We start from the raw sequence: 20,443 nt of genomic DNA, 5'->3' as shown, positions 1-20,443 counted from the left end.
TACTCCCTTGATGGTCCATGGCTCGCCCCCGAGAGCCCGATCGTAGGACTTTACGGCGCCGGAGTGTCGGTGAAGATGTCTTAATGCGCTTCCACGTCGCGTTTACGGTTGTCGTTGTGCCTGCACGTTAAGGCGAATGGCATATATATCCGACTTGCCTCGCTGAGCTTCGGGGCGGCGTGCGGAAAACAGCAGCACGCCGGGGCGGGACAGGTCTTCCGCGGGCCCCAGTGTCCAGCTTCCGGCTACGTTGACGCGTCGATCCAGCGGCTTGGCGTGACGGTACGTACCATCGCTGTCTCGTATAGCCATCCATAGTTCGATCGGTTGATTGTCGACATCGGCTGAGCGCGCGAATACCAACGCGCGGCCACTGTCGATGTAAGCCGCATCGAAATCGTCGTCCGCGCTATTCACCTCGCCGGGCAAAGGGACGGCAGGTTGCCAGGCACCATTCCGCCATTCGCTGACGAACAAGTCGTGACGGCCGGAGCCACCCCGCCCATCCGTGGCGAATAGCAGGTGACGGCCGTCAGGCGAAGGCGAAGGTGCCCATTCGTCGCCCGCCGAATTGATGGCATTGCCGGGATGCTCGACTTTACCAAAACGTCCGCTGCGCGGATCGAAATCCACGCGATAGATGTCGTCGCCGCCGAAACCGCCCGGCCTGTTCGAAAAGAACCATACCGATCGGCCGTCTGCGCTGAAGGCAGGATCGAACTCCTTGTACGTGGTATCGAATGGAACCGGTGCGGGCGAACTCCATACGCCGTGCGTGCGCCGAACCATCCAGATATCCCATCCGCCGGGGCCACCGGGCCGGTCCGTGCTACCCCATAGCACCGTATTGCCATCCGGACTTACCGCGGCGCGAACTTCGGAATAGGCCGTCGACACGATGTCGGGCATGAATAGTCGAGCCGATTCGCTCGATATGGGCCGTATATCCTCAGCCGTCAATGCAGCGGTAACTAATGCGACGGACAAACCCCATGCGACTTTTACGCGCCATGACATCACGTCCACGCCCCCGCTATCGACAGGCGGTCATCATAGCCGCACTCAGGATCGATGGTGTTTGCAAGATCAACGATCAGTAATGGTGCGGGCCGAAATCGGCCCCTTTGTAAATCTTGCCGGGTATTTCTCAAGGCGGTGTAACCCGCGGACTTACGACCAGCGAAAAGTCGGTCGCCGGACCACCGAGGCGGCTAAGAAGCGCTTTTCAATCATTCCGCATCTCAGTATTACGCCGAGGATTGCGCCGTTGGTGCGGACTGCTTCCTCAGAAACCATACTTCGATGTCTGAAGGTAGGGCGCGGATAACTGGGGCGGCTAAACTGATTGTGGCCGTCATGAGCGCGGCCTTCACTGAGCTTACCTGGCCAGAGCAGTGAATGCGCGCATAAAGCCCTTTGACCGCGATCGAAGGCAGCGACATCTGCGCCTCGAGGGCGAAGTGATTGCGTTTCGCTAAGAGGCGTATGCTTTTCGTGTCCATGTAATGTACATGAGGCGATGGTAGACCGTTCTGCAATAAACGATCGAAGGGTCCCACCATCCCCGCCAGGGCCATCAGCGTGGCAATGCGATACAGCACACCCTGCCTTGACGGTGCATTGATTACCACTAGTCCTTCGTTGTTCAAATGATTCCAGCAAGACATAAGGGCGGCATTGATGTCTGGAATATGTTCTATAACGTCGTTAAACACGATGGCGTCGAATCGCTCGCCGTCCTTAAGTGCCTGTGGAAAGAATCCGTTTCGTACCGGAAGTCCTCGACTTGCCGTAGCCGTAGCAACCGCAATATCTGGCTCGATGCCAAGAATGTCGCACCGGTCTCGATTGGCCTCGATGAACCAGCCATGGGCACATCCAACATCGAGCATCTTCGGGCGGTCGTCAGTGGCCTTGACGATCTCTGAAATGCGTCGTGAAAGCCGATCGAAATTGGCTTGGCGCAAGCCTCCTAGGCCGAATTCTCTGGCTACCTCATCGATGTCGCCACCATCTGGGCGATCCTGGATGCTTGACTCGAGATGACTTCCCTCATAGCTGCACGATGAACAGCGGAAGTGCCAAGGGCGTACTCCGGAAACAAGAGCGCAATTGCAGGCGGGGCATGTCGTCATGAGCGAGATCCCAGCGAGGTGATCACGACGCCGATCATAATGACGACTCCGCCGATCAGAACGGGCGGTCGCAAAGGCTCTCTTAGCAACAGCCATGCAAAGATTGGGACGAAGATGAATCCCAGGCCATAAAACGGGAAGGCCATCGATAACGGGACGCGGGAAAGTACAGCCAGCCATGCGAGTGTTGCGAAACCGTAGACGGCAAGCGCGCCAATCAATGGAAGAGATATCAGCGTGATTGGCTTCGAAAAATCTATGCTTGCCGAGGCGTACTTAAAAAGTACCTGGCCTACGGATAGAAGCAATACCGTTCCCACGACCATTGTCAATGTGCTGAAGCTCATGCCTGAAGACCTCTCCATTCCCGCCCCCCGACTATCGCCAAACAATCCGGCTTTCTCCCAATTGAATTCGATGGTACAACGAGTTGCGGATGCGATGACGGTGAAGTCCGGAGCGGCGCATTTTTTCGGGAATCTCAGTGCCTTCATGGTCGCTGGGTAGTACCATGACTGGACACCCCGACCAGGAAAGGGGGTAAGGAGTAGTTGTGGTAGGCAGAGTCCGGCTTGACGGCATCGAATCGTTGCGCGCATATGCGGCCGTATCGATTATCTTCTTCCATCTTGTAGGGTCGGGTGGAGCCCTGTTGCCGGATGGCCTGAGTTTCATCGGGACACATTTCGGATTTGGCGTCCCTTTATTTTTCGTAGTCAGTGGATTCAGCCTGTCCTATGGCTACTGGGGGCGGCTGCACACGGAGCCGGCGCTTTCCACCTACTTCACGCGACGATTTGCACGAATCGCCCCGTTGTTCTATGCCGTTCTCATTTTTCAGCTATTCAACGTCTGGATTGAAGATGGCGTCACCTTCCCTGCGCTGGATGTGATGCTTAACGGGCTGTTCGTATTCAATCTTGTGCCTCACCTTACTGAAGGCATCGTGCCCGCATCATGGACGATTGGCGTTGAGATGCTGTTCTATGCGGCGTTTCCGCTCCTGCTTATTGCTTGTCGTTCCATGGGGAAGACGGTGATCGTGCTGGCCATCTCTATCGCAATGGCGACATCCTTCTCAATCGATATGAAGCCCATCCTGGATACCAGCGGAAGCTTTGTTTACCACAATGTGGTTACTCAGCTCCCTTACTTCGTTTGGGGCATGCTGATCTTCCACGTTCATCAGGCAATCAGGCCGCTACTTAGCGCGACGGGAGCTCGTCTTGCCTGTTGGGCTATCTGTGCGGCCGGCCTTTTGGCGATCTACACGTTGTATGCAAGCGGGCCGCTTTATCTGTTTTTCTGGGGTAGGGGGCTAAGGCCCACATGGGATTCCCTATGGGGCATCCCCTTCGGTCTTCTGTGTCTTGGGATGGCACTCCATCCCTCCCGCTTCATCTCCAATCCCGTAACTCGTTATCTCGGCAAGATCAGCTTTAGTCTATATCTGGTGCACCCGACCATTCTGTATAAGCTCGGCAAGGCTGGGTTTTATCAGTGGGTCTATGCGAAGTTTCCTGGTCAGGAGGCTGTCGCGTATTTCACGTGCCTCCTGATCTCGCTGGGCATCATAACGGTTATCGCCACCATCACCTTTCGGCTGATCGAGCAGCCTGGAATGGACTTTGGAAAACGCATCACCCGGCCCAGAACCGAACCGGCGACAATCTGACTTATCCTGGAGATGCCGGAACACTACCAGCGGTGAGTGACCGAGCCCGGAGCTTTCTGGAGGGGTGCGGGTTGCTGGGCGACCCTATTCTTGGTCGCTATCGTATGCAAGGGTAGGGCATGCCGACGCCAGGCAGCTATGCTTAGGCCGACGTTTTTGCTTGGGCGAGCCGATTGCGACGAAGAATGGATTGGCCAATACGCGACCGCAGCGTCATGATCGGTCGCTCCAGGTACATATGAATGAGCATGCCTGCCAGTAGAGACAATGCGATCGCCAGGCCGGCGCTAATCAGGCTGTTCGGCCGCCACTCTGTGAGCTTGGTAACAATGAACCAGTGGAATAGGTAAATCGGATAGCTCCATCGCCCGATGTTGGTCATTGCGGACGAAGAGAGAAATTTTCCCATTGCGCCTTCGTTGTCGAGATTGACAACCATGAACATTGACCAGAGTGCACCCAGCGGAATGAACTTGTTCCCAAGCCAGTAGTTCGGGGCGTCGGGATAGTACTTTGCTCTGAAGTAATCGGTCATCGCGACAATTGCAATGAACACGAGCGCGCTGACGAGGATGGCCGGAGCGCGGATCGCGCGCGCTCTGATTGTCGGATAGATAACTGCTGCCACCACCCCGAATAAGAAGCAGGGGATGTACCAGCGCAGGGAAGGGGAGTTCTCCGTCGTATCGGTGAATGGGAAAGCCACGGCGCAGAATAAGCCGACGACCAGTACGAACACCGCTGACCACGTTGGCCCCCATCGTCGTGAAATAGCAATCGTGGGCACGGCGAGCGGAAACAAAAGTACGTAGAACTTCATTTCCACCGGGACCGTCCACAAGTGCGCATATCCCTTTTCGAGGGTCAGCGCCGCGAAGATGTCGGATGGCGTGTCGATCCTGGCGGTGCCGAACACGTAATAGAACAGGACCGCGATCACGAAAAGAGGCACGATTCGAAATGTACGTGCCAAGACGTAGTCGATCATCGACCTGAGGCCGGTTCCTCGCAGAAACAGGTGATTGGTGAGAAGGAACGCGCTCAGGACGAAGAATAACCATACGCCGACCTTGCCCGTACCGGGAAGGTATACGCGACTGCCGGCGAATATGCCGTTGATGGTGTGTACGAAGAGTACCGTCAGGCAAGCGAGTCCTCGAATGCCGTCTGCATTTCTGAAATAGGCAGCACGGTCCATCATTCGGGACATCCTCGCAAATCGTCAATAGCACATGGTAACTGCCGGCGATCCAGCCGTCAGCCGCAGTTAGCACGCATGCTTGTGCGTGGGAGGACTAGAGGCGGAGGCGTTCGCGATAGCTGGGGTATGCGTTAAAACGCAAAAAGCTCCCATCTCTGGAAGCCCTTATCAAATGGTGGCTGAGGACGGAATCGAACCGCCGACACGGGGATTTTCAATCCCCTGCTCTACCAACTGAGCTACTCAGCCACGGGTGCTCGCAACAGGCGTTGCGTGCTGGGTGGAGCCGCGTATTAAAGCGGCTGACGGGCGGATCGTCAAGTCTGATCTTCGGGCGGGACGTAGCCGGTGGGCTGGGCTACGTCGCCGCCGAAGAAGAATTTTTCCATTTCGCCGCTCAGGAACGCGCGGGTCTTCGGGTCTAGCGGGCTCAGGCGCATTTCGTTGATGAGCATGGTCTGGTGGGCGAGCCACTGGGTCCATGCTTCCTTCGATATGCTTTCGTAGATGCGCCGGCCGAGATCGCCCGGCCAGGGCGCGAAATCGAGGCCTTCGGCGTCGCGGCCGAGTTTTGCGCAGGTAACGATGCGCGTCATGCGGGTATCTCCAGAAGTTGGGCTAACAGGGTGCGTACGGGCGCGGGCAGGCCCATGCCGGCGATCGCGGCGGCGTCGCACCAGCGCAGGCCGGGGGTGTCGCCCAGCGCGCGCAGCGGGCTGGCATGGTCGAACAGGATGGGCGAAACGTCCAGCCGGTAATGACTGAAAACGTGGGTGAACGCGGGCAGGGCGGTGGTCTCGTTTACGTTCGCCAGTTGCCGCGCGCGTTCGGCGGCGGTCCCGGCGTCTTCCGCTTCCGGGAGACTCCACAGGCCCGACCAAACGCCCTGAGGGCCCCGTCGTTCCAGCAGAACGCGGCCTTTGCCGTCTCGCATAACGAGCATGGCGGTCGTGCGTGTCGGGATTTTCTTGCCCGGTTTCGCGGTGGGCAGGACGGCCGTGAGTCCGTCACGGTGGGCGACGCAGCGCGTGGCCTGGGGGCAAAGCGGGCACAGGGGTTTCGAGCGCACACAGACGGTTGCACCGAGATCCATGATGGCCTGCGTGTAGTCGGCGGTGCGTTCGGCTGGTGTGTGTTCGTCCGCGCGCAGCCATAGCTGTTTTTCGATCGCGCTTGTTCCCGGGTCGCCGGCGATGCCGTGGTATCGCGTCAACACGCGTTTGACGTTGCCGTCCAGAATGGGAAAGCGCATCCCGTACGCCTGCGCAAGAATCGCCCCGGCGGTGGAACGGCCGATGCCGGGCAGTGCTACCAGTGCGTCGAGGTCGCGTGGCAATTCGCCATGGTGCCGTTCGACACAAAGTTGCGCGGCGCGATGCAGGAAGCGCGCGCGACGGTAATAACCCAGGCCGGACCACAGGGCGAGTACGTCGTCCTCATGGGCCTCGGCAAGCGAGCGCAGCGTGGGCAGGCGTTCGACGAAACGCTGGAAATAACCGGCGACCGTCACGACCTGTGTCTGCTGCAGCATGATTTCCGACAGCCAGACACGATACGCATCGCGCGGATGTTGCCAAGGGAGGTCTTTGCGGCCGTGGTGATCGAACCAGCGCAGGAGTTCGGTGGCGAAGGGATTCACGTTACGGGGTCTTTGCTTTCGGAGTGTCCGCGGTGGAACTCGTGCTTGCGGGAGCGTCGCCGGCCTGGATGCGCAGGCCTTCGATGTGGATGCCGCCGGCGTCGATGACATCCGCTGCGATGTTGCCGCGTACGGGTGGCAGCGTCAGCGAGCCGCCTGTTCCGAACGTCGACCACCATTGCGCGAGTTCCAGCGGCGGCAGGCGCACGTCAGCGTGATCGTTCTTGCCATCGAGACGCAGGGCGATGGACAGCGGGTCGCTCTGATTGGCGGGCGTCACGTTCGCGACGACGTCGTAGGTTTCAGCATCGGCCCGGGTGATTTTGCCAGCCAGTTGCGCGCCGATGTCCGCCCCGCCGCGCCATAGTGCTTCGCCGGCAAGCGCCGCTTTGAACCGGGGTTCACTGGCGATTGCGAGGGCAACGTCGCCCAACGTCAGGACGCCCTCCGTCAGCTGCGCTGTCGTTTTCAGATCGACGGAGTAGGGTGTGCCGTCACCGGTACGCGCGGCCAGCGTCAGGGGAAAACGTTGGCCGTTGGCGAGGCGCCCCGCGTCGACCTGGACATTGCTCAGCAGGAGACGATTGCCGCGCAGAAGCGTGCCTCGGGTAATCGAAAAGCCCGCGTCGATGGTGGGAAGAAAAGCGCTGGCCATGGACGAACGCGATGGCAACGTGTCGATGTACGCATTGATCGCGTCGAGATCGATGCGCGCGCCTTCAAGCTCGAGGCGCGAGACGACGGTGTCGCCGCCCAGAAGCGTATGCCATGGCAGAACGAGTCGCCCGTGCGACGCGGCGATCATCGGCGTACTGTTGCCGCGCGCGCTGAGGGATAAGCCGTTCAGTTCAAGTGCCGGCGTGGGCCAGAGGGTCGGGCTGGCGGGGTTGGCGAGCGTCAGTTCCAGACCTGCCTGGCGCGCCTGCGACTGGAGCAGGGCGGTGAAACGTTCCGGTTGCAGCACGACGTACATGGCGATGAACGCGGCGAGCAGCGTAGCGGCCGCGAGGCCGGCGATGGTGAGCAGAACGAGTCGGAGACGGCGGTTCATTCAGGCGTTCCGCTTCTTCGGTTTGTTGCCTGTCCTGCGCAGGCGCGCTCCCACGGAAAGCAAAGGAGCGGCATACATGTCTTAACTTCCCAGCGCGGGTGGCAGCAGGCCATCGACGAATGCTTCGGCGTCGAACGTGCGCAGGTCGGTGGCGGTTTCGCCCAGACCCACGTACCGGATGGGCAGCCCGAATTCGCGTGCCAGGGCGAATACGACGCCGCCCTTGGCCGTGCCGTCGAGCTTGGTGACCACAAGTCCCGTGACGCCGACGATCTGGAGGAACTGTCGCACCTGATTGATGGCGTTCTGCCCGGTGGTGCCGTCGATCACCATCAACACTTCATGCGGCGCGGCGGGGTCGAGCTTCTTCATGACGCGGGCGATTTTGCCCAGTTCGTCCATGAGGCCACCCTGCGTATGCAAGCGACCGGCTGTGTCGGCGATCATTACCTGGACGCCTCGGGCGCGCGCGGTCTGAAGCGCGTCGAAGATGACGCTGGCCGAGTCGGCATCCTGGCCCTGCGATATGACGGCGACCTTGTTGCGATCGCCCCACGTTTTCAGCTGTTCGACGGCGGCGGCGCGGAAGGTGTCGCCCGCGGCAAGGACGACCGAGCGGCCTTCATCGGTGTAACGGCGTGCCAGCTTGCCGATGGTCGTGGTCTTGCCCACGCCGTTGATACCTACCGTCAGGACGACGAACGGCGCATGCGTGCCGACGTCGAGCGGACGCTCGACAGGTTTCAGCAATGCGATCAGTTCCGAGCGCAGGGAGGCAAGCAGCGCCGCGGAGTCGGCGAACTCGCGTTTGTGCATGCGCTGGCGCAGACCTTCAACCAGGCTGGTACTCGCTTCGACGCCGACATCGGCGGTAATCAGCGCGGTCTCCAGCTCGTCGAGCAGGTCGTCGTCCAGTTTGGGATGGCGTACGAACAGGGACGAGAGGCTTTTGGCGAAGCCGCTGCCGGAGAGGCGTTCGCGCCAGCTACGCCGGGCGGGCTGCGCGGCTTCGACGATTTCGGTTACTTCGAATTCGGCTTCCACAGCCGGTGCCTCCGGCTCGGCACTGGGCGTTTCGGCCAGCACTTCTGCCAGCGGAAGTGCGCTGTCCAGCGAACCGGAATCGGCGGCTGGCGGCGCGGCCGGAGCGGTGCGCTCATCCGTCGTCACTGGCGCGTCCGGCGACGGCGTCGCGGAGGGTTCGGCGGGCTTCTTTTTCCAGAACTTGAGCATTGCGCGAAGGATTCAAAGACAATGCGCGCATGCTATCACTCCCGTTCCAACTAGCCGCTGAGCGGCGAGGCCGCGCATGACCGGCCGGGCCGCCCTCGGGCGCATCCGTATCATCGGCGGCAATCTGCGCAATTCGCGGTTGGAGGTACCCGACGTCCCGGGCCTGCGGCCTACGCCGGAGCGCGTCCGCGAGACGCTGTTCAACTGGCTGCATCCCATTATCGACGGCGCGCGTTGTCTCGACCTGTACGCCGGCACCGGTGCCCTGGGTATCGAAGCCCTGTCGCGTGGGGCCTCGGCCGTTCGCTTCGTCGAGAGGGATCCGCGTCTGGCTGCCTCGCTCAAGGCCAATCTCGCCCGGCTGAAGATCGTAAATCCCGACGTCGCGGTCGACGATGCCTCCCGGCTGGTCTCGGGCGCGCCCGCGCAGCCCTTCGATGTGGTCTTTCTCGACCCCCCGTTCGCGCTCGAGGCATGGGTTCCGATTGCCGGACAACTGGAGCGCGGCGGCTGGCTGACGGCGCACGCCTGGATCTATGTGGAGAAGCCCCGGCATGCCTCCATCGACGTCCCCGCGAACTGGTTGCCGCACAGGGAAGGAGCCGCCGGGGAAGTCGCCTACACGCTCTATCGCCGCCATCCGGTCGATCCGCTAAGCTAAGCCAGTTTCTTCAACCGCCCTACTCAATGACCTCTCCGGCCAATCCGCGTCTTGCCGTTTATCCCGGCACGTTCGACCCGATCACCAACGGGCATACCGACCTGGTGTCGCGTGCCGCTCCGCTGTTCGATCGCATCGTGGTCGCTGTGGCCGAGAGCCCTAACAAGGGGCCGGGTTTCAGCCTGGGCGAGCGCATTGCGCTGGCCCGGCTGGCTCTTGCCGATCTGCCGAACGTCGAGGTACGGGGCTTCGACAGCCTGCTTGCCCACTTCGTGATGGATATCGGTGCGGGCGTCATCCTGCGCGGCCTGCGGGCCGTGTCGGACTTCGAGTACGAATTCCAGCTGGCCAGCATGAATCGTCACCTGATTCCCCAGGCCGAGACGCTGTTCCTGACGCCGGCGGAGCAATACAGCTTTATCTCTTCTTCGCTTGTGCGTGAAATCGGTCGCCTCGGTGGCGATATCTCCGGCTTCGTGCATCCGGCGGTGCAGCAGGCCATGCGCCAGCGCTGGCGTAGTCCCTCATAAAATCCATCGAAAGGTGAAAATCATGCGTAAGTTTGTCCTTGCCGCATCCGTGGCCCTGACCGCCGCCCTGGCGCTGACCGCCTGCAATAAGTCCGAAGACGCCGACAAGGCCGCTCCGGTGCAGGAGGTTGCAGTCGCCAAGCCGACCAACGCAACCGATACCAAGGCATGGAGCCAGTATTTCGGCCAGATCGTGCGTAAGAACATGCAGGGCATGACGGCTGATCGTCCGTTCCCGTACTTCGTGCCGGCGGGCGACGACGATGCGGGCAAGGACGGTCGCGCGCGTCAGCTCGACAATGTGAAGGGCACCGTTGCCCGTGGCGTCACGCCGGGCAATATGCTCGTCTTCGGCGGTCCCGAGTCGTCCAAGACGGCCGAGCTGATGGTCGATGCCTTCAAGGACGCCCAGCCAGGCTCGTTCAAGAACGTCATTGTCCTGTTCATCGGTGAGCAGGCCGACCAGCAGCGCGTGTCGGACGCCGTCGCTCCCAGCGGGGCGATTTTCCGTTTCGTTGCGATGTAATCCGTCCCCCCAGGGGCGCAAAGCGAAAGGGCGCCGCGGTTTGCGGCGCCCTTTCGTCGTTTGGGGGCCGGCTGGAGTAAAATGGCCGGAACATGTCCCTCAAGATTCTCGATACCTGCGTCAACTGCGACGTCTGCGAACCGGTCTGCCCGAACAAGGCGATCTCGCTGGGCGAGGAGTATTACGTGATCGACCCGGCTCTCTGTACGGAGTGCGTGGGCCATTACGACGTTCCTCAATGCATCGAGGTATGCCCGGTCGAATGCATTCTGGTCGACCCCGAACACACCGAATCGAACGATCAGCTCACGCTGAAGTACGAACACCTGATGGCGAAGGCCTCTTAAGCCCTCGAAGGTCCCGGTTGCCACCAACCATGAGTTAACCTCTCCTACGCGTTCTTTCGTTTTGAGGAGATGCGTTTCCATGGTTCATGCCCATCCGTGGCGCGCGCTTGCCGCGAGCCTGCTGTTCGTCGTCAACGTCGCCGCCGCGCAATCCGCGCCCTCCGCCGCACCCTCGAAGGGTCCAGGCCATGCCGCTATCGCCAGCGCGAATTTTCATGCGACGAATGCGGGTTTCGAAGTGCTCGCGAAGGGCGGTAACGCATTCGATGCCGCCGTCGCCGTGTCGTCGACGCTTGCCGTCGTCGAGCCGCAGAGCTCCGGTATCGGCGGCGGCTTCATGGCAATGCTGCACCGTGCATCGGACAACCGCGATATCTTCGTCGACGCGCGCGAGACCGCGCCCAAAGCGGTCGACATGAAGGCTTACGTCGGAAAGGACGGTAAGCCGAACCGGGATTCGTCGATCAACGGACCGCTATCGGCGGGTATTCCCGGCGAACCCGCCGGCCTCGTCTGGATGGCCGAACACTACGGCAAGCTCCCGTTGCGCGAATCGCTGGCGCCGGCGATCCGTATCGCGAAGGAAGGCTTCCAGCCGGACGCGCGTTTCCTCTCGGCCATTGCCGATCGTAAGGACGTACTCAGTCGTTGGCCGGCCTCCTCCGAGTTGCTACTGCCCGGCGGCAAGGTGCCCGACAAGGGCTGGACCCTGCGCCAGCCCGATCTCGCCCGTACGCTGGAGCGTCTTGCCGACAAGGGTGTCGAGGGGTTCTACGCGGGCGAGACCGCAAAGATGCTGGTTTCCGCGACACGTGCCGCAGGCGGCAACTGGACCGCGGCGGACCTGGCGGCTTATCGCGTGAAGGAACGCGAGCCGCTTACCGTGGACTACCGCGGCTACCGCATCGTCACCGCGCCGCCGCCGTCCTCCGGCGGTGTCGCCATTGCCGAGATACTCAACATCCTCGCGGGTTTCGATCTGTCGAAGCTGGACAAGGCGCATGCCACGCACCTGATCATCGAGTCGATGCGTCGCGCGTTCCGCGATCACAACGAATATCTCGGCGATCCCGATTTCGTGAAGATGCCGCTGGATATGTTGCTGTCGCGCTATTACGCCGACGGTCTGCGCGCGACCATCTCGCCGGACAAGGCCACGCCTTCCGATCTGCTTCCCGCTGCGATGGCCAGGGAGCCGGGTATGCATACGACGCATTTTTCGGTTATCGATACCGATGGAAATATGGTGGCTTCCACCTTGACGGTGAATCTCGAATTCGGCTCGGCCTTCGTTGCGAAGGGGACGGGTGTCCTGCTGAACGACGAAATGGATGACTTCGCCCTGGTGCCGGGACAACCGAATGCGTTCGGTCTGCGTGGTGCGTACGCGAATGCGCCGGAGGCCGGTAAGCGGATGCTTTCGTCCATGTCGCCGACCTTCGTGTTCGGCAAGGACCGGACCGCCGTGATCGGTTCGCCGGGCGGTTCCACCATCATCACTCAGGTGCTGGAAGGCATTCTCGCGTTCGTCGATGGCAAGAGCGCGGCCGATATCGCCGCACAGAAGCGATTCCACCATCAGTACCTGCCCGATCGCGTTGACGTCGAGGCGGGCGTGTTCGACGACGCGACGGTAAAGTCGCTGACGGACATGGGCCATGTGCTGAAGGAACGTTCGCCATGGGGTTTCATGAACGTGGTGACGTGGGATCACGCGACCAACACGCTCGACGCGGCAAGCGACCCGCGCCGGCCGTCGGGTCTGGGTAAAGTCCAGTGAGCGCAGACTTACCGCGCTCTTATAAGAAAGCCTGTTCGCTGGAGGTTTGAAATCATGAAACTCTGGTCACTTACCGGCAATTCCCAACAACTGGATGGCGGCGCCATGTTCGGCAACGCGCCGAAGGCGCTGTGGTCGCGCTGGATCGAGGCCGACGAGCAGAATCGCATTCCGCTGGCGTGCCGCTGTCTTCTCGTCACCGGCCTCGACGGTCGCAACGTATTGTTCGAAACGGGTATCGGCGCATTTTTCGATCCGGCCATGCGCGAGCGTTATGGCGTGGTCGAGGACCGTCATGTGCTGCTCGACTCCCTGGCGGAAGCGGGCGTTGCTCACGAGGACATCGACGTCGTCGTCCTGTCGCACCTGCACTTCGATCACGCAGGCGGCCTGTTGGCGGCATGGAAGGAGGGCGAACCCGCGCGACTGCTATTTCCGAGAGCGACCTATCTGGTCGGTGCGGATCACTGGCGTCGTGCGTTGGAGCCACATCCGCGCGACCGCGCTTCATTTATTCCCGAGCTGACCACCCTGCTTCAGGAGAGCGGCCGGCTCGAACTGGTCGAGGCGGGACGCCCGACGTCGCTTGGCGAGAGCGTCCGCTTCGAATTTTCGGAAGGGCATACGCCGGGGCTTATGCTGGCGGAGGTCGGTGGCGTCGTTTTCTGTGCCGATCTGATTCCCGGCCGGGCGTGGGTCCATCTGCCCGTTACCATGGGCTACGACCGGTGGCCGGAAAAGCTGATCGACGAGAAGAAACGGTTTCTGGACGACAAGATCGCGCGCGGTGTGCGACTGTTTTTTACCCACGATCACGCGTGCGCGTTGGCGGCGGTCGTGCAGGATTCGAAGGGGCGTTATACGGCGGTCGATCCCGTGGATCGGCTGGCTGGCGTGAGCGCATAAGCGGAAGGAACGGGGGACGGGATGAGGTCGAAGGTCAAGGTAAAGCAGCAGGATGGCGGCTGGGTCGTCCGTATCGTCGGCGCGTTGCTGCTGGTGGCGAGTCTGGGGTTGGTGGCCTATAACGAGCGCCGCGTCATGGACTATGCCGCCGCGTCGGAGCGTCATGGCGCTCCTGTACTCGACCTGGGCGCCGCCGGTCGCCCCGAGGCCGGGCAGTACGGTTCGATGACCCGGGTAAGCGGAACGCCGCAGATCGTGGATGCCCCTCGCGACCCTGAATTCAATGTGCGCGCCGAATCGCCGGTATTGATCCGTCACGTGGAGATGTTCCAGTGGCGCGAGCTCAGCGTGGGCGGCAGCACGCACTACGAACTCGATTGGGTCGACCATCCGATCGACGCGTCGGAATTCGCTCATCCGCAGGGCCATGTAAATCCCGGCGCCTTCCCGGTTCAGGGACGTCAGTTCGACGCGGGTGAGGTCCGGATCGGTCACTTCCGTCTGTCGACCCCGTTGCTGCGCGCTTTTCCCGATAGCGTGCGTGTGCCGCCGGAGATCGAGCGCCTGCCGGCGAATCTGGCCGCCACCTTCCAGAAGCTGGATGACACCCTGGTCACCAGTGCCAAACCGGGACAGCCTCGCCTGGGTGACTTGCGGGTCAGCTGGGAAGCCGTACCACTGCAGTCGCTGACGGTGCTCGCCCGGATCGATGGCGATACGCTGGTGCCCGCGACGAATGGCAGCGTTGGCGGCGCAGGTTTCGATGTGCAAGTGGGCGAACGCAGTCTGCTCGATGTGTTGCCGACTCTGCCCGAGCCTCCGCAGGCTGTTCTTCCGCTGCGCGTCTTCGCGATCCTGCTGGCCGCCTTCGGCGGCCTGCTTCTCGCACACCGCAGTCGTTTGCAGCGGGACGCGCTCTTCGCACTTGGCGTCGGCGGCGTCGTGGTTTCGGCCATTGCCGGCATCATGTGGCTCGGCGCAGACAGTATGACCGCCAGCGTATGGCTGTTGGTCGCCGTGCTTGCGGCGGGTCTCGCTATCTGGCGGGTACAGCGTATTCAGGGTGCGTAGATCTGACAGAAAGCGGCACGTCGGGTCTGCACCCGCCGGCCACGGCACCGTCGACTGCGGTTTGCTGCGGGCAGAGCGTGAGCCGAGCACGTGATGGGACGGGACCGGATGCGGTCATCACGGGTCCTGCGTCACGCGATGCTTTCCCCCACGTGACTGTAGCATCCGGAAGAGCCGTCGGCCCCCCCTCGACGCGTCCGAGCGCGAAAGCGATGGCGAAGCCGAGCCCTCCCTCGAAGTGCGCGAAGAATCAAAAAAGCCCGGCGTTGCCGGGCTCTACTTTGCATGTGCGGATATGGGCGAATCAGGCTTCGGCGGTAACCGTGCCATCCGCGAACGCATAGACGTGATCCGCCCAGTTGGCTGCATCGACGTACATCGCAGCCATGGTCTGAAGGTGCTGGTCGCGTAGCGCCGTGTCGCTTTCCAGTTCGCCCTGTTCCCAGTGGCGAATCTGATCTAGCAACGGTGCGAACGGGCCGACGCCTTCCAGCAGGGCCTCGCGGATTTCGATGGCCAGCGGCAGGTGTTCCATCACATAGGCCATGGATACGTTCATCAACGTATCGAGCAGCGAGAACAGCCCGGCTGTGAACGCCATTTCCTGGAGTTCGGGTTTGATGCCGCGCGCCAGTTGCTCGCACATATGCGCGCGGATAAGCGCAAGGCGGAGCAGTTCGGGCGGACGTTCGTCCATGCCCGCGACGGCCATGGTGAAAATCCAGTTGCGCATGCGATTCACGCCGAAGAACACCGCGGCCTGTTCCACCGATTTCAGCTGGCGCGGCAGGGCGAAGTAGGCGGAATTGACGCAGCCGAGCAGTTTGTAACTGAGGATCGCGTCGTCGCGGATGATCTTGCCGAGTTCGATCGGACCGTTGTCCGGGTCCTGCAGCGCGCCCATGAGGCGCAGCACGCCGAGCTTGCTGGGAGCGAGGCGCGGCATGTCGACACGCTCGGGTCGCAGGAGATACTTGCCCTGGAATCCGTCGACATCCTGATCGGCGTAGTCGAGATAGGTTTCGTGCGAGTCGACACCGGTCACGATGACCTTGACGCCGAACGCGTGGACATAGTCCATGTGAGCACGGGCCGCGACCGGGTGACGATGATCGACGGCGACCTTCGCGAACTGGACGATGCGCAACAGCGCATCCACGCTGGCGCGGTGTTCGGGATCGGGAGAAAGGCTGAAGTCTTCCAGTACGAAAAGGCAGCCGTGGCCTTTCAGTTCGCGCAGCTTGGCGAGCAACTGCTCGTCCATGCCCACTTCCGCGCCGACACTGGCACCCAGGCGCGCATTGTGACGAAGAATGTCGGTGTGCTCGAGCAACAGGTCCCGCGACATATGCAGGAATGCACGATTGTCGCGGACCAGGCGCTTGAGGCTGCCATCGGCGATCGCGCTGAGCGTGGCCTGCGTATGCGCGAGCGACGCCGCTTCGATATCCGTGCCGGCCGGGCGCGGAAACAGCAGCTCGTACGCGAACAGCGACTGCTTCTTGTCGAGAATGGGAACACGGACGATCGGCAGGATTCCGTCGTCATTCACCGCGGTCGGCAGGGGTATGGCTGGCATTTCTTTCGGACGCCGTTGGGTGGTCGTGTGGGGAAGCGCGGGTACCGGTCAGGCCTGCGCCAGCGGCGCCGAACGAAGACTGCTGCGGGTGAGCCCCGTGGGGCCGTAGGTGACGTCGCCCGTTTTGCCGCCCGTAAGCAACGCCAGGGCGTCGCGCACATGCACGATGCGCTGCGCGACGATGCGTCCGTTCACCTCGTTGAGGTGTCGGCATTCGTTGAGAGAAGCAATCGTCGCCGTCCAGCGTTCGTCGGCCAGGGCGTCGATGCCCGCTGCGTCGGAAAGCTGGCGACGCTCGATGTCGAGTTTGTCGATCCGGTCGAGTAACGCGCCCTTGGTTTTGCCAACGGCTTCGAGCGCCGTTGCATCGCCGGCGTCGAGCGCCATGCGTTCTTCGATCAGGTTTTCGTGCAGAGCATCCGTCTCGCGCGCCAGATCGCCCATTACGGCGCCGAGCGCCGCGTGGAATTCAGGCTGCAGGGAATCGCTCATGCGTGGCCGCCGATCTGTCCCTCCATCGCCAGCAGCTTGCTTGCGATGGCCTGCGAGTCGGGTTTGTACGTGCCGTCGGTGACGCGCGCACGGATCTGATCGACACGATGGGTATCGATGCTGTCGCCAACGCTGGCCGCGCTCAGTGCCTTGGCCGAATCGGTCAGCCGGACGCTGTCGTCGCTGGGCAGCACCGCGGAGGTGTTCTGCACGGAAGCCGCGCCGGAGGCGCCGCTATCCTTGGAACGCACCTGTACCGGCTGCTGCTGTGGCTGAAGGCCGGGTTTGATTGTCGTATTCATGGGTTGTCCCTTGAGGGTTCGTTCCCTTCAGGTGATTTATCGACCACCCGTCGGGAAACTTTAACTGGCCCTAGGCCTTAAAGTGTGATCGGTTTGGGAATTCGTTCATGGAAGTACGGCCACGACGCCCTCGCCACTGACGACGGCGTCGAGCACCTTGCCGGAGGCGGCATTGCGTACACGTAGTCGCGTTCCCGTGTCGCCGGCGCCCATCGCCACGCCCTGGGCATGGACGACTACGCCGTCGATACGGGCGACCATGCTGACGGTATCGCCGATGCGAACAGCCTGGCGGCCGGCCAGCATGCCGGGGGTCAGCACGGTGCCGGCGCGGAGGGCGCGCGCCAGCGAGCGCCCCTCGATCTGATCGAGCTTGTCGACGTAGCCGTAGCCCATCGACGCGACATCGCGATCTTCGGAATGGACATCGTCCGGGCCCACGCCGTCGCCACGAGCCAGCGGCCGTGTCGTGACGAGAACCTGGGTGAACATCTGAACGCGAACCGGAACGCGGACCGTCCAGCTGCCGGGGCACTGGACGACGACGCTGACGCGCGCGCCGAGCGTACGGTTGCCGGGTACGTTGATGACCGGACGCGCGGGGCAGTCCGCAAGTTTCAGGCGACTGTCGAGCGTGCCTGCCTCGGCGACCATGCGGGCGCCGGGCAAGGTCCGGTTCTGCTGCAACCACTGGACCGCGGCATCGCGGACACCATCCACCGACTGCTCGGCGCGCACGGCCGCCGGCAGCACGAGAAGCGCGGCGAAGGGCAGGGCGAGCAGGCGGCGGGAAACGATCATGCGGCCGCTTCGCTCAGCGCACCGGACAGGTTCTGCACGATGGCGTCGAGTTCGCGATGCATCGCGGGCACGGCCTGTGTGGCGTCGGCGTGTTTTCCGTCGGCGAGCAACATGACGAACTGGCTGCTCTGAGCCGAGAAACGTTCCCCGGCTTCGACGAGAGCGTGGCCTACAACATCGCCACGACGCTGACGCAATTGGTCGATGCAGCGCATCAACGGGGTGGTGTCGAGCCAGCGGCGATCAAGGCCCGCCGGATCGCGAATGGCCAGATCGAGGGCGTAACGCATGCCCTGGCTGGCTTCGCGAATCATCTGGGTGAGGCTGGCCGGGTCCATGCCGCCTTCGGTTTCGAGACGGGACATACCCAGGCGGTGGGCAAGCACGGCGGCGCGCGAGGTGGCGTCCGCCTGGCGGCGCGCCTCGTTCGTCATGCGGCCGAGCGCGGCCTGCATGGCCTGGATGGCGGCAATGCGCGCGTGCAATGCACCCATGCCTTCGCGTGCGGTATCGATGCTGCCGCGAGCGTTGCGTACGGCATCGTCGACCTTGCCGAGCGATGTCTGCATGCCCGCTATGCCCGATTGCGTCTGCTCTAGGCGGCGCAGGCTGTTCTGGACGGCGTCGTCGAGCTGGCCGGAGAACTCGCCCACGGCCTGCGTCACCGAGTCGATCCCGGCGGTTGCCTGCGTGGTCTTCTCGGCAAGCTGTTTGACCTCGTCGGCGACGACCGCGAATCCGCGTCCGGCTTCGCCGGCGCGCGCCGCTTCGATGGCCGCGTTCAATGCGACGAGGTTGGTCTGGTGCGCAATGTCCTGCACCGCGGCGGTCAGCTTGCGGATTTCCGTGAAGTAATCGGAAAACTGGGCATGATTGCGGGTCATGCCGGACAGGGCACTGCGAAGCAGGCGCAACTGTCCGTCGAGATCGCCGGCGGATGCCGAACCCTGGCTGCCACTTTCCGCAACGCCGGAGATGCCGGCCTGGGCTTGATCCAGCGCCGTCGAAATCCTGGCGCCGGCGTCCGTCAATCTACCGACGGTGTCGCGTGCGCTTTCCACCGAACCCGTCAGCTCCTGCAACGTACCGCCGAGGGCCTGGGCATTGGTAAGCACCATGCCTTGCTGCTCGATGGCCTGGATCGTCGTGGCGGGCGCGATACGCGGCTCGATCGGCTTCAGCAATGGCGCCAGCGCTTGTGCGGCGGAGGGGTAGCGGGTCGAAATGGCACGCACGCGCGAAGCGTCGCCGGACGCGATGGCGTCGGCGAGAAGGCGGACGTGCTGGCTCCACAAAAGGCTCATGATTCGGCGATCGCTCATAAAGGACGCCTCTACATCGTCCAGAGGCTTCAGGACTTGAGAGAAGCAAGACGTATGCCATCGGCGACGAGACACCCGGTTTCCGTTGCGTAGGAGCGCGCTCCTGCACACAGAACTATCAAGAATACGGGGACGGGGCCGATACGCCATCGATCCCTCTATAAGTGCAGTGTCGCCCATGGCCCGCCCGCTTCTCGATACCGTGGAAACCTTCACCCGCCTCGCCGGCCACAATCGTGTGGCGATGCTGCTGTTCCGCCTGGGCGACGGTCAGGCCTTCGGTATCAATGTTTTCAAGGTGCGCGAGGTGTTGCGCCGGCCGAAGCTCGAGCGTATGCCCAGCATGCACCAGCTGGTCGCCGGCAGCTTCGACTACCGGGGCATGACCATTCCCGTCATCGATCTCGCCGCCGCGATGGGCTATCCGCCGCTGGCGTCCGATGCCGAAGCCCATCTGATCGTGACGGAATTCAGCCGTTCCATGCAGGGCTTCCTGGTGTCGACGGTAGACCGGATCGTCCACGTCGATGGCGTCAATATGGCCGCGCCACCGGGAGCACTGGGTTATGGCCCGCGCGTCAATGCGGTCACACGGCTGGACGGCGATCTCCTGGCCATCGTCGACGTCGAGCAGGTGCTGGCCAGCATCGAGCCGCAGAACGTGGCCTTGTCCGAACGCGTCCAGCAGGCTGCTCAGGGGCGCCCCAATCGCCATCGCCGTCTTCTGGTGGTGGACGACTCCCTGGTGGCACGCAAACAGTTGGTCGATCTTTTCCGGCAAATGGATCTGGAATGCATCGTGGCCCACGATGGTCAGGAAGGGCTGGAACGCCTGAGAGCTCTCGCCGAGGGGCCGGCCGACGAGCGCGTGGATCTGGTGATCTCCGATATCGAAATGCCACGCATGGACGGGTACGCACTGACCCGCGCCATTCGCGAAGACGCCAGCTTGCGTCATCTGCGCGTATTGCTGCATAGCTCGCTCAGCGGTGTCTTCAACGAGGCGATGGTGGCAGGCGTTTCCGCCGATCGCTTCATCGCCAAGTTCCAGCCCGACGTACTGGCCAATGCCGTGCTGGAACTCCTGCCGGGCTGATCGTTCCGGTGCCCGGACGCCTGTAAGCGCGCGTTCGTGCAATAACTGCCGACGACGGTACTACGACGTTTATTGCCTGCGCTGGGTGTCGGTTTT

Annotated in this window: 22 protein-coding genes and 1 tRNA gene; 9 read left to right on the top strand and 14 right to left on the bottom strand. The window is 62.3% G+C overall.

The annotated features are described in order from the left end of the window. Positions 1-102: 102 nt before the first annotated feature. The 3 genes from AC3IR3_RS15630 to AC3IR3_RS15620 form a co-directional block, all read right to left on the bottom strand. Positions 103-909: a TolB family protein gene (locus AC3IR3_RS15630; RefSeq protein WP_489193448.1), complete on the bottom strand. Its 807-nt coding sequence runs from the start codon at positions 907-909 to the stop codon at positions 103-105. A gap of 338 nt (positions 910-1,247) precedes the next feature. Further along, entirely contained in the window at positions 1,248-2,135 is an 888-nt protein-coding gene (locus tag AC3IR3_RS15625) for a class I SAM-dependent methyltransferase (RefSeq protein ID WP_489193446.1), read from the bottom strand. Beyond that, positions 2,132-2,629, bottom strand: a complete 498-nt coding sequence (locus tag AC3IR3_RS15620) for an EamA family transporter (protein ID WP_489193445.1) — start codon at positions 2,627-2,629, stop codon at positions 2,132-2,134. The genes AC3IR3_RS15625 and AC3IR3_RS15620 overlap by 4 nt, the downstream gene beginning before the upstream one ends. 59 nt (positions 2,630-2,688) lie before the next feature. On the opposite strand from AC3IR3_RS15620, the gene AC3IR3_RS15615 reads away from it, so the two are divergent. After that, complete coding sequence (locus AC3IR3_RS15615; RefSeq protein WP_489193444.1) at positions 2,689-3,810, top strand: acyltransferase family protein; 1,122 nt, start codon at positions 2,689-2,691, stop codon at positions 3,808-3,810. 142 nt (positions 3,811-3,952) lie between these two features. Here AC3IR3_RS15615 and AC3IR3_RS15610 read toward each other — a convergent pair whose 3' ends face one another. The 6 genes from AC3IR3_RS15610 to ftsY all read right to left on the bottom strand — a co-directional run bounded on the left by AC3IR3_RS15610 (position 3,953) and on the right by ftsY (position 8,934). Then, positions 3,953-5,011: an acyltransferase family protein gene (locus AC3IR3_RS15610; protein WP_489193442.1), complete on the bottom strand. Its 1,059-nt coding sequence runs from the start codon at positions 5,009-5,011 to the stop codon at positions 3,953-3,955. Positions 5,012-5,184: 173 nt separating this feature from the next. Further along, positions 5,185-5,260 (bottom strand) — tRNA-Phe (locus AC3IR3_RS15605). 68 nt (positions 5,261-5,328) lie between these two features. Next, positions 5,329-5,607: an oxidative damage protection protein gene (locus AC3IR3_RS15600; protein WP_489193440.1), complete on the bottom strand. Its 279-nt coding sequence runs from the start codon at positions 5,605-5,607 to the stop codon at positions 5,329-5,331. Next, positions 5,604-6,650, bottom strand: coding sequence for an A/G-specific adenine glycosylase (mutY, locus tag AC3IR3_RS15595; protein ID WP_489193439.1), 1,047 nt, complete (start codon positions 6,648-6,650; stop codon positions 5,604-5,606). Before mutY ends, AC3IR3_RS15600 begins: the two co-directional genes overlap by 4 nt. A gap of 1 nt (position 6,651) precedes the next feature. Continuing rightward, positions 6,652-7,701, bottom strand: coding sequence for an AsmA family protein (locus AC3IR3_RS15590; protein WP_489193437.1), 1,050 nt, complete (start codon positions 7,699-7,701; stop codon positions 6,652-6,654). A gap of 81 nt (positions 7,702-7,782) precedes the next feature. Further along, on the bottom strand, positions 7,783-8,934 hold the full coding sequence (gene ftsY, locus AC3IR3_RS15585; RefSeq protein WP_489193435.1) for a signal recognition particle-docking protein FtsY: 1,152 nt from the start codon (positions 8,932-8,934) through the stop codon (positions 7,783-7,785). 76 nt (positions 8,935-9,010) lie between these two features. On the opposite strand from ftsY, the gene rsmD reads away from it, so the two are divergent. From rsmD to AC3IR3_RS15550, 7 genes are all read left to right on the top strand, one after another. After that, positions 9,011-9,595 (top strand): 16S rRNA (guanine(966)-N(2))-methyltransferase RsmD, encoded by a 585-nt coding sequence (rsmD, locus tag AC3IR3_RS15580; RefSeq protein WP_489193433.1) that lies wholly within the window; start codon positions 9,011-9,013, stop codon positions 9,593-9,595. A 26-nt stretch (positions 9,596-9,621) separates the two neighbouring features. Further along, positions 9,622-10,125 carry a pantetheine-phosphate adenylyltransferase gene (coaD, locus tag AC3IR3_RS15575; RefSeq protein WP_132144481.1) on the top strand — a complete coding sequence of 168 codons (504 nt, stop codon included), beginning with the start codon at positions 9,622-9,624 and terminating at the stop codon, positions 10,123-10,125. 22 nt (positions 10,126-10,147) lie between these two features. Beyond that, positions 10,148-10,651: a hypothetical protein gene (locus tag AC3IR3_RS15570; RefSeq protein ID WP_489193430.1), complete on the top strand. Its 504-nt coding sequence runs from the start codon at positions 10,148-10,150 to the stop codon at positions 10,649-10,651. A gap of 92 nt (positions 10,652-10,743) precedes the next feature. Then, positions 10,744-10,998 carry a YfhL family 4Fe-4S dicluster ferredoxin gene (locus AC3IR3_RS15565; protein ID WP_132144485.1) on the top strand — a complete coding sequence of 85 codons (255 nt, stop codon included), beginning with the start codon at positions 10,744-10,746 and terminating at the stop codon, positions 10,996-10,998. A 79-nt stretch (positions 10,999-11,077) separates the two neighbouring features. Further along, positions 11,078-12,778: a gamma-glutamyltransferase gene (ggt, locus tag AC3IR3_RS15560; RefSeq protein WP_489193428.1), complete on the top strand. Its 1,701-nt coding sequence runs from the start codon at positions 11,078-11,080 to the stop codon at positions 12,776-12,778. A 54-nt stretch (positions 12,779-12,832) separates the two neighbouring features. Further along, on the top strand, positions 12,833-13,684 hold the full coding sequence (locus AC3IR3_RS15555) for an MBL fold metallo-hydrolase (RefSeq protein WP_489193426.1): 852 nt from the start codon (positions 12,833-12,835) through the stop codon (positions 13,682-13,684). Positions 13,685-13,705: 21 nt separating this feature from the next. Then, positions 13,706-14,755, top strand: coding sequence for a TMEM43 family protein (locus AC3IR3_RS15550; protein ID WP_489193424.1), 1,050 nt, complete (start codon positions 13,706-13,708; stop codon positions 14,753-14,755). A 304-nt stretch (positions 14,756-15,059) separates the two neighbouring features. Here the strand turns inward: AC3IR3_RS15550 and AC3IR3_RS15545 are convergent, their stop codons facing one another. The 5 genes from AC3IR3_RS15545 to AC3IR3_RS15525 form a co-directional block, all read right to left on the bottom strand. Further along, on the bottom strand, positions 15,060-16,334 hold the full coding sequence (locus tag AC3IR3_RS15545) for an EAL and HDOD domain-containing protein (protein ID WP_132144493.1): 1,275 nt from the start codon (positions 16,332-16,334) through the stop codon (positions 15,060-15,062). 48 nt (positions 16,335-16,382) lie between these two features. After that, the gene (locus AC3IR3_RS15540; protein WP_132144495.1) at positions 16,383-16,826 is read right to left on the bottom strand and encodes a flagella synthesis protein FlgN; all 444 of its coding nucleotides are present in this window, start codon (positions 16,824-16,826) and stop codon (positions 16,383-16,385) included. Further along, on the bottom strand, positions 16,823-17,128 hold the full coding sequence (gene flgM, locus AC3IR3_RS15535) for a flagellar biosynthesis anti-sigma factor FlgM (RefSeq protein WP_489193421.1): 306 nt from the start codon (positions 17,126-17,128) through the stop codon (positions 16,823-16,825). The genes AC3IR3_RS15540 and flgM overlap by 4 nt, the downstream gene beginning before the upstream one ends. 105 nt (positions 17,129-17,233) lie before the next feature. Beyond that, on the bottom strand, positions 17,234-17,929 hold the full coding sequence (gene flgA, locus AC3IR3_RS15530; protein WP_489193419.1) for a flagellar basal body P-ring formation chaperone FlgA: 696 nt from the start codon (positions 17,927-17,929) through the stop codon (positions 17,234-17,236). Continuing rightward, on the bottom strand, positions 17,926-19,251 hold the full coding sequence (locus tag AC3IR3_RS15525) for a methyl-accepting chemotaxis protein (RefSeq protein ID WP_489193417.1): 1,326 nt from the start codon (positions 19,249-19,251) through the stop codon (positions 17,926-17,928). The genes flgA and AC3IR3_RS15525 overlap by 4 nt, the downstream gene beginning before the upstream one ends. Before the next feature lie 178 nt (positions 19,252-19,429). On the opposite strand from AC3IR3_RS15525, the gene AC3IR3_RS15520 reads away from it, so the two are divergent. Beyond that, positions 19,430-20,347 carry a chemotaxis protein gene (locus tag AC3IR3_RS15520; protein WP_489193416.1) on the top strand — a complete coding sequence of 306 codons (918 nt, stop codon included), beginning with the start codon at positions 19,430-19,432 and terminating at the stop codon, positions 20,345-20,347. Positions 20,348-20,443 lie beyond the last annotated feature (96 nt).

This window comes from Luteibacter sp. GL_149 (assembly GCF_057834065.1).
This window is presented reverse-complemented; position numbering and strand designations above follow the sequence as displayed.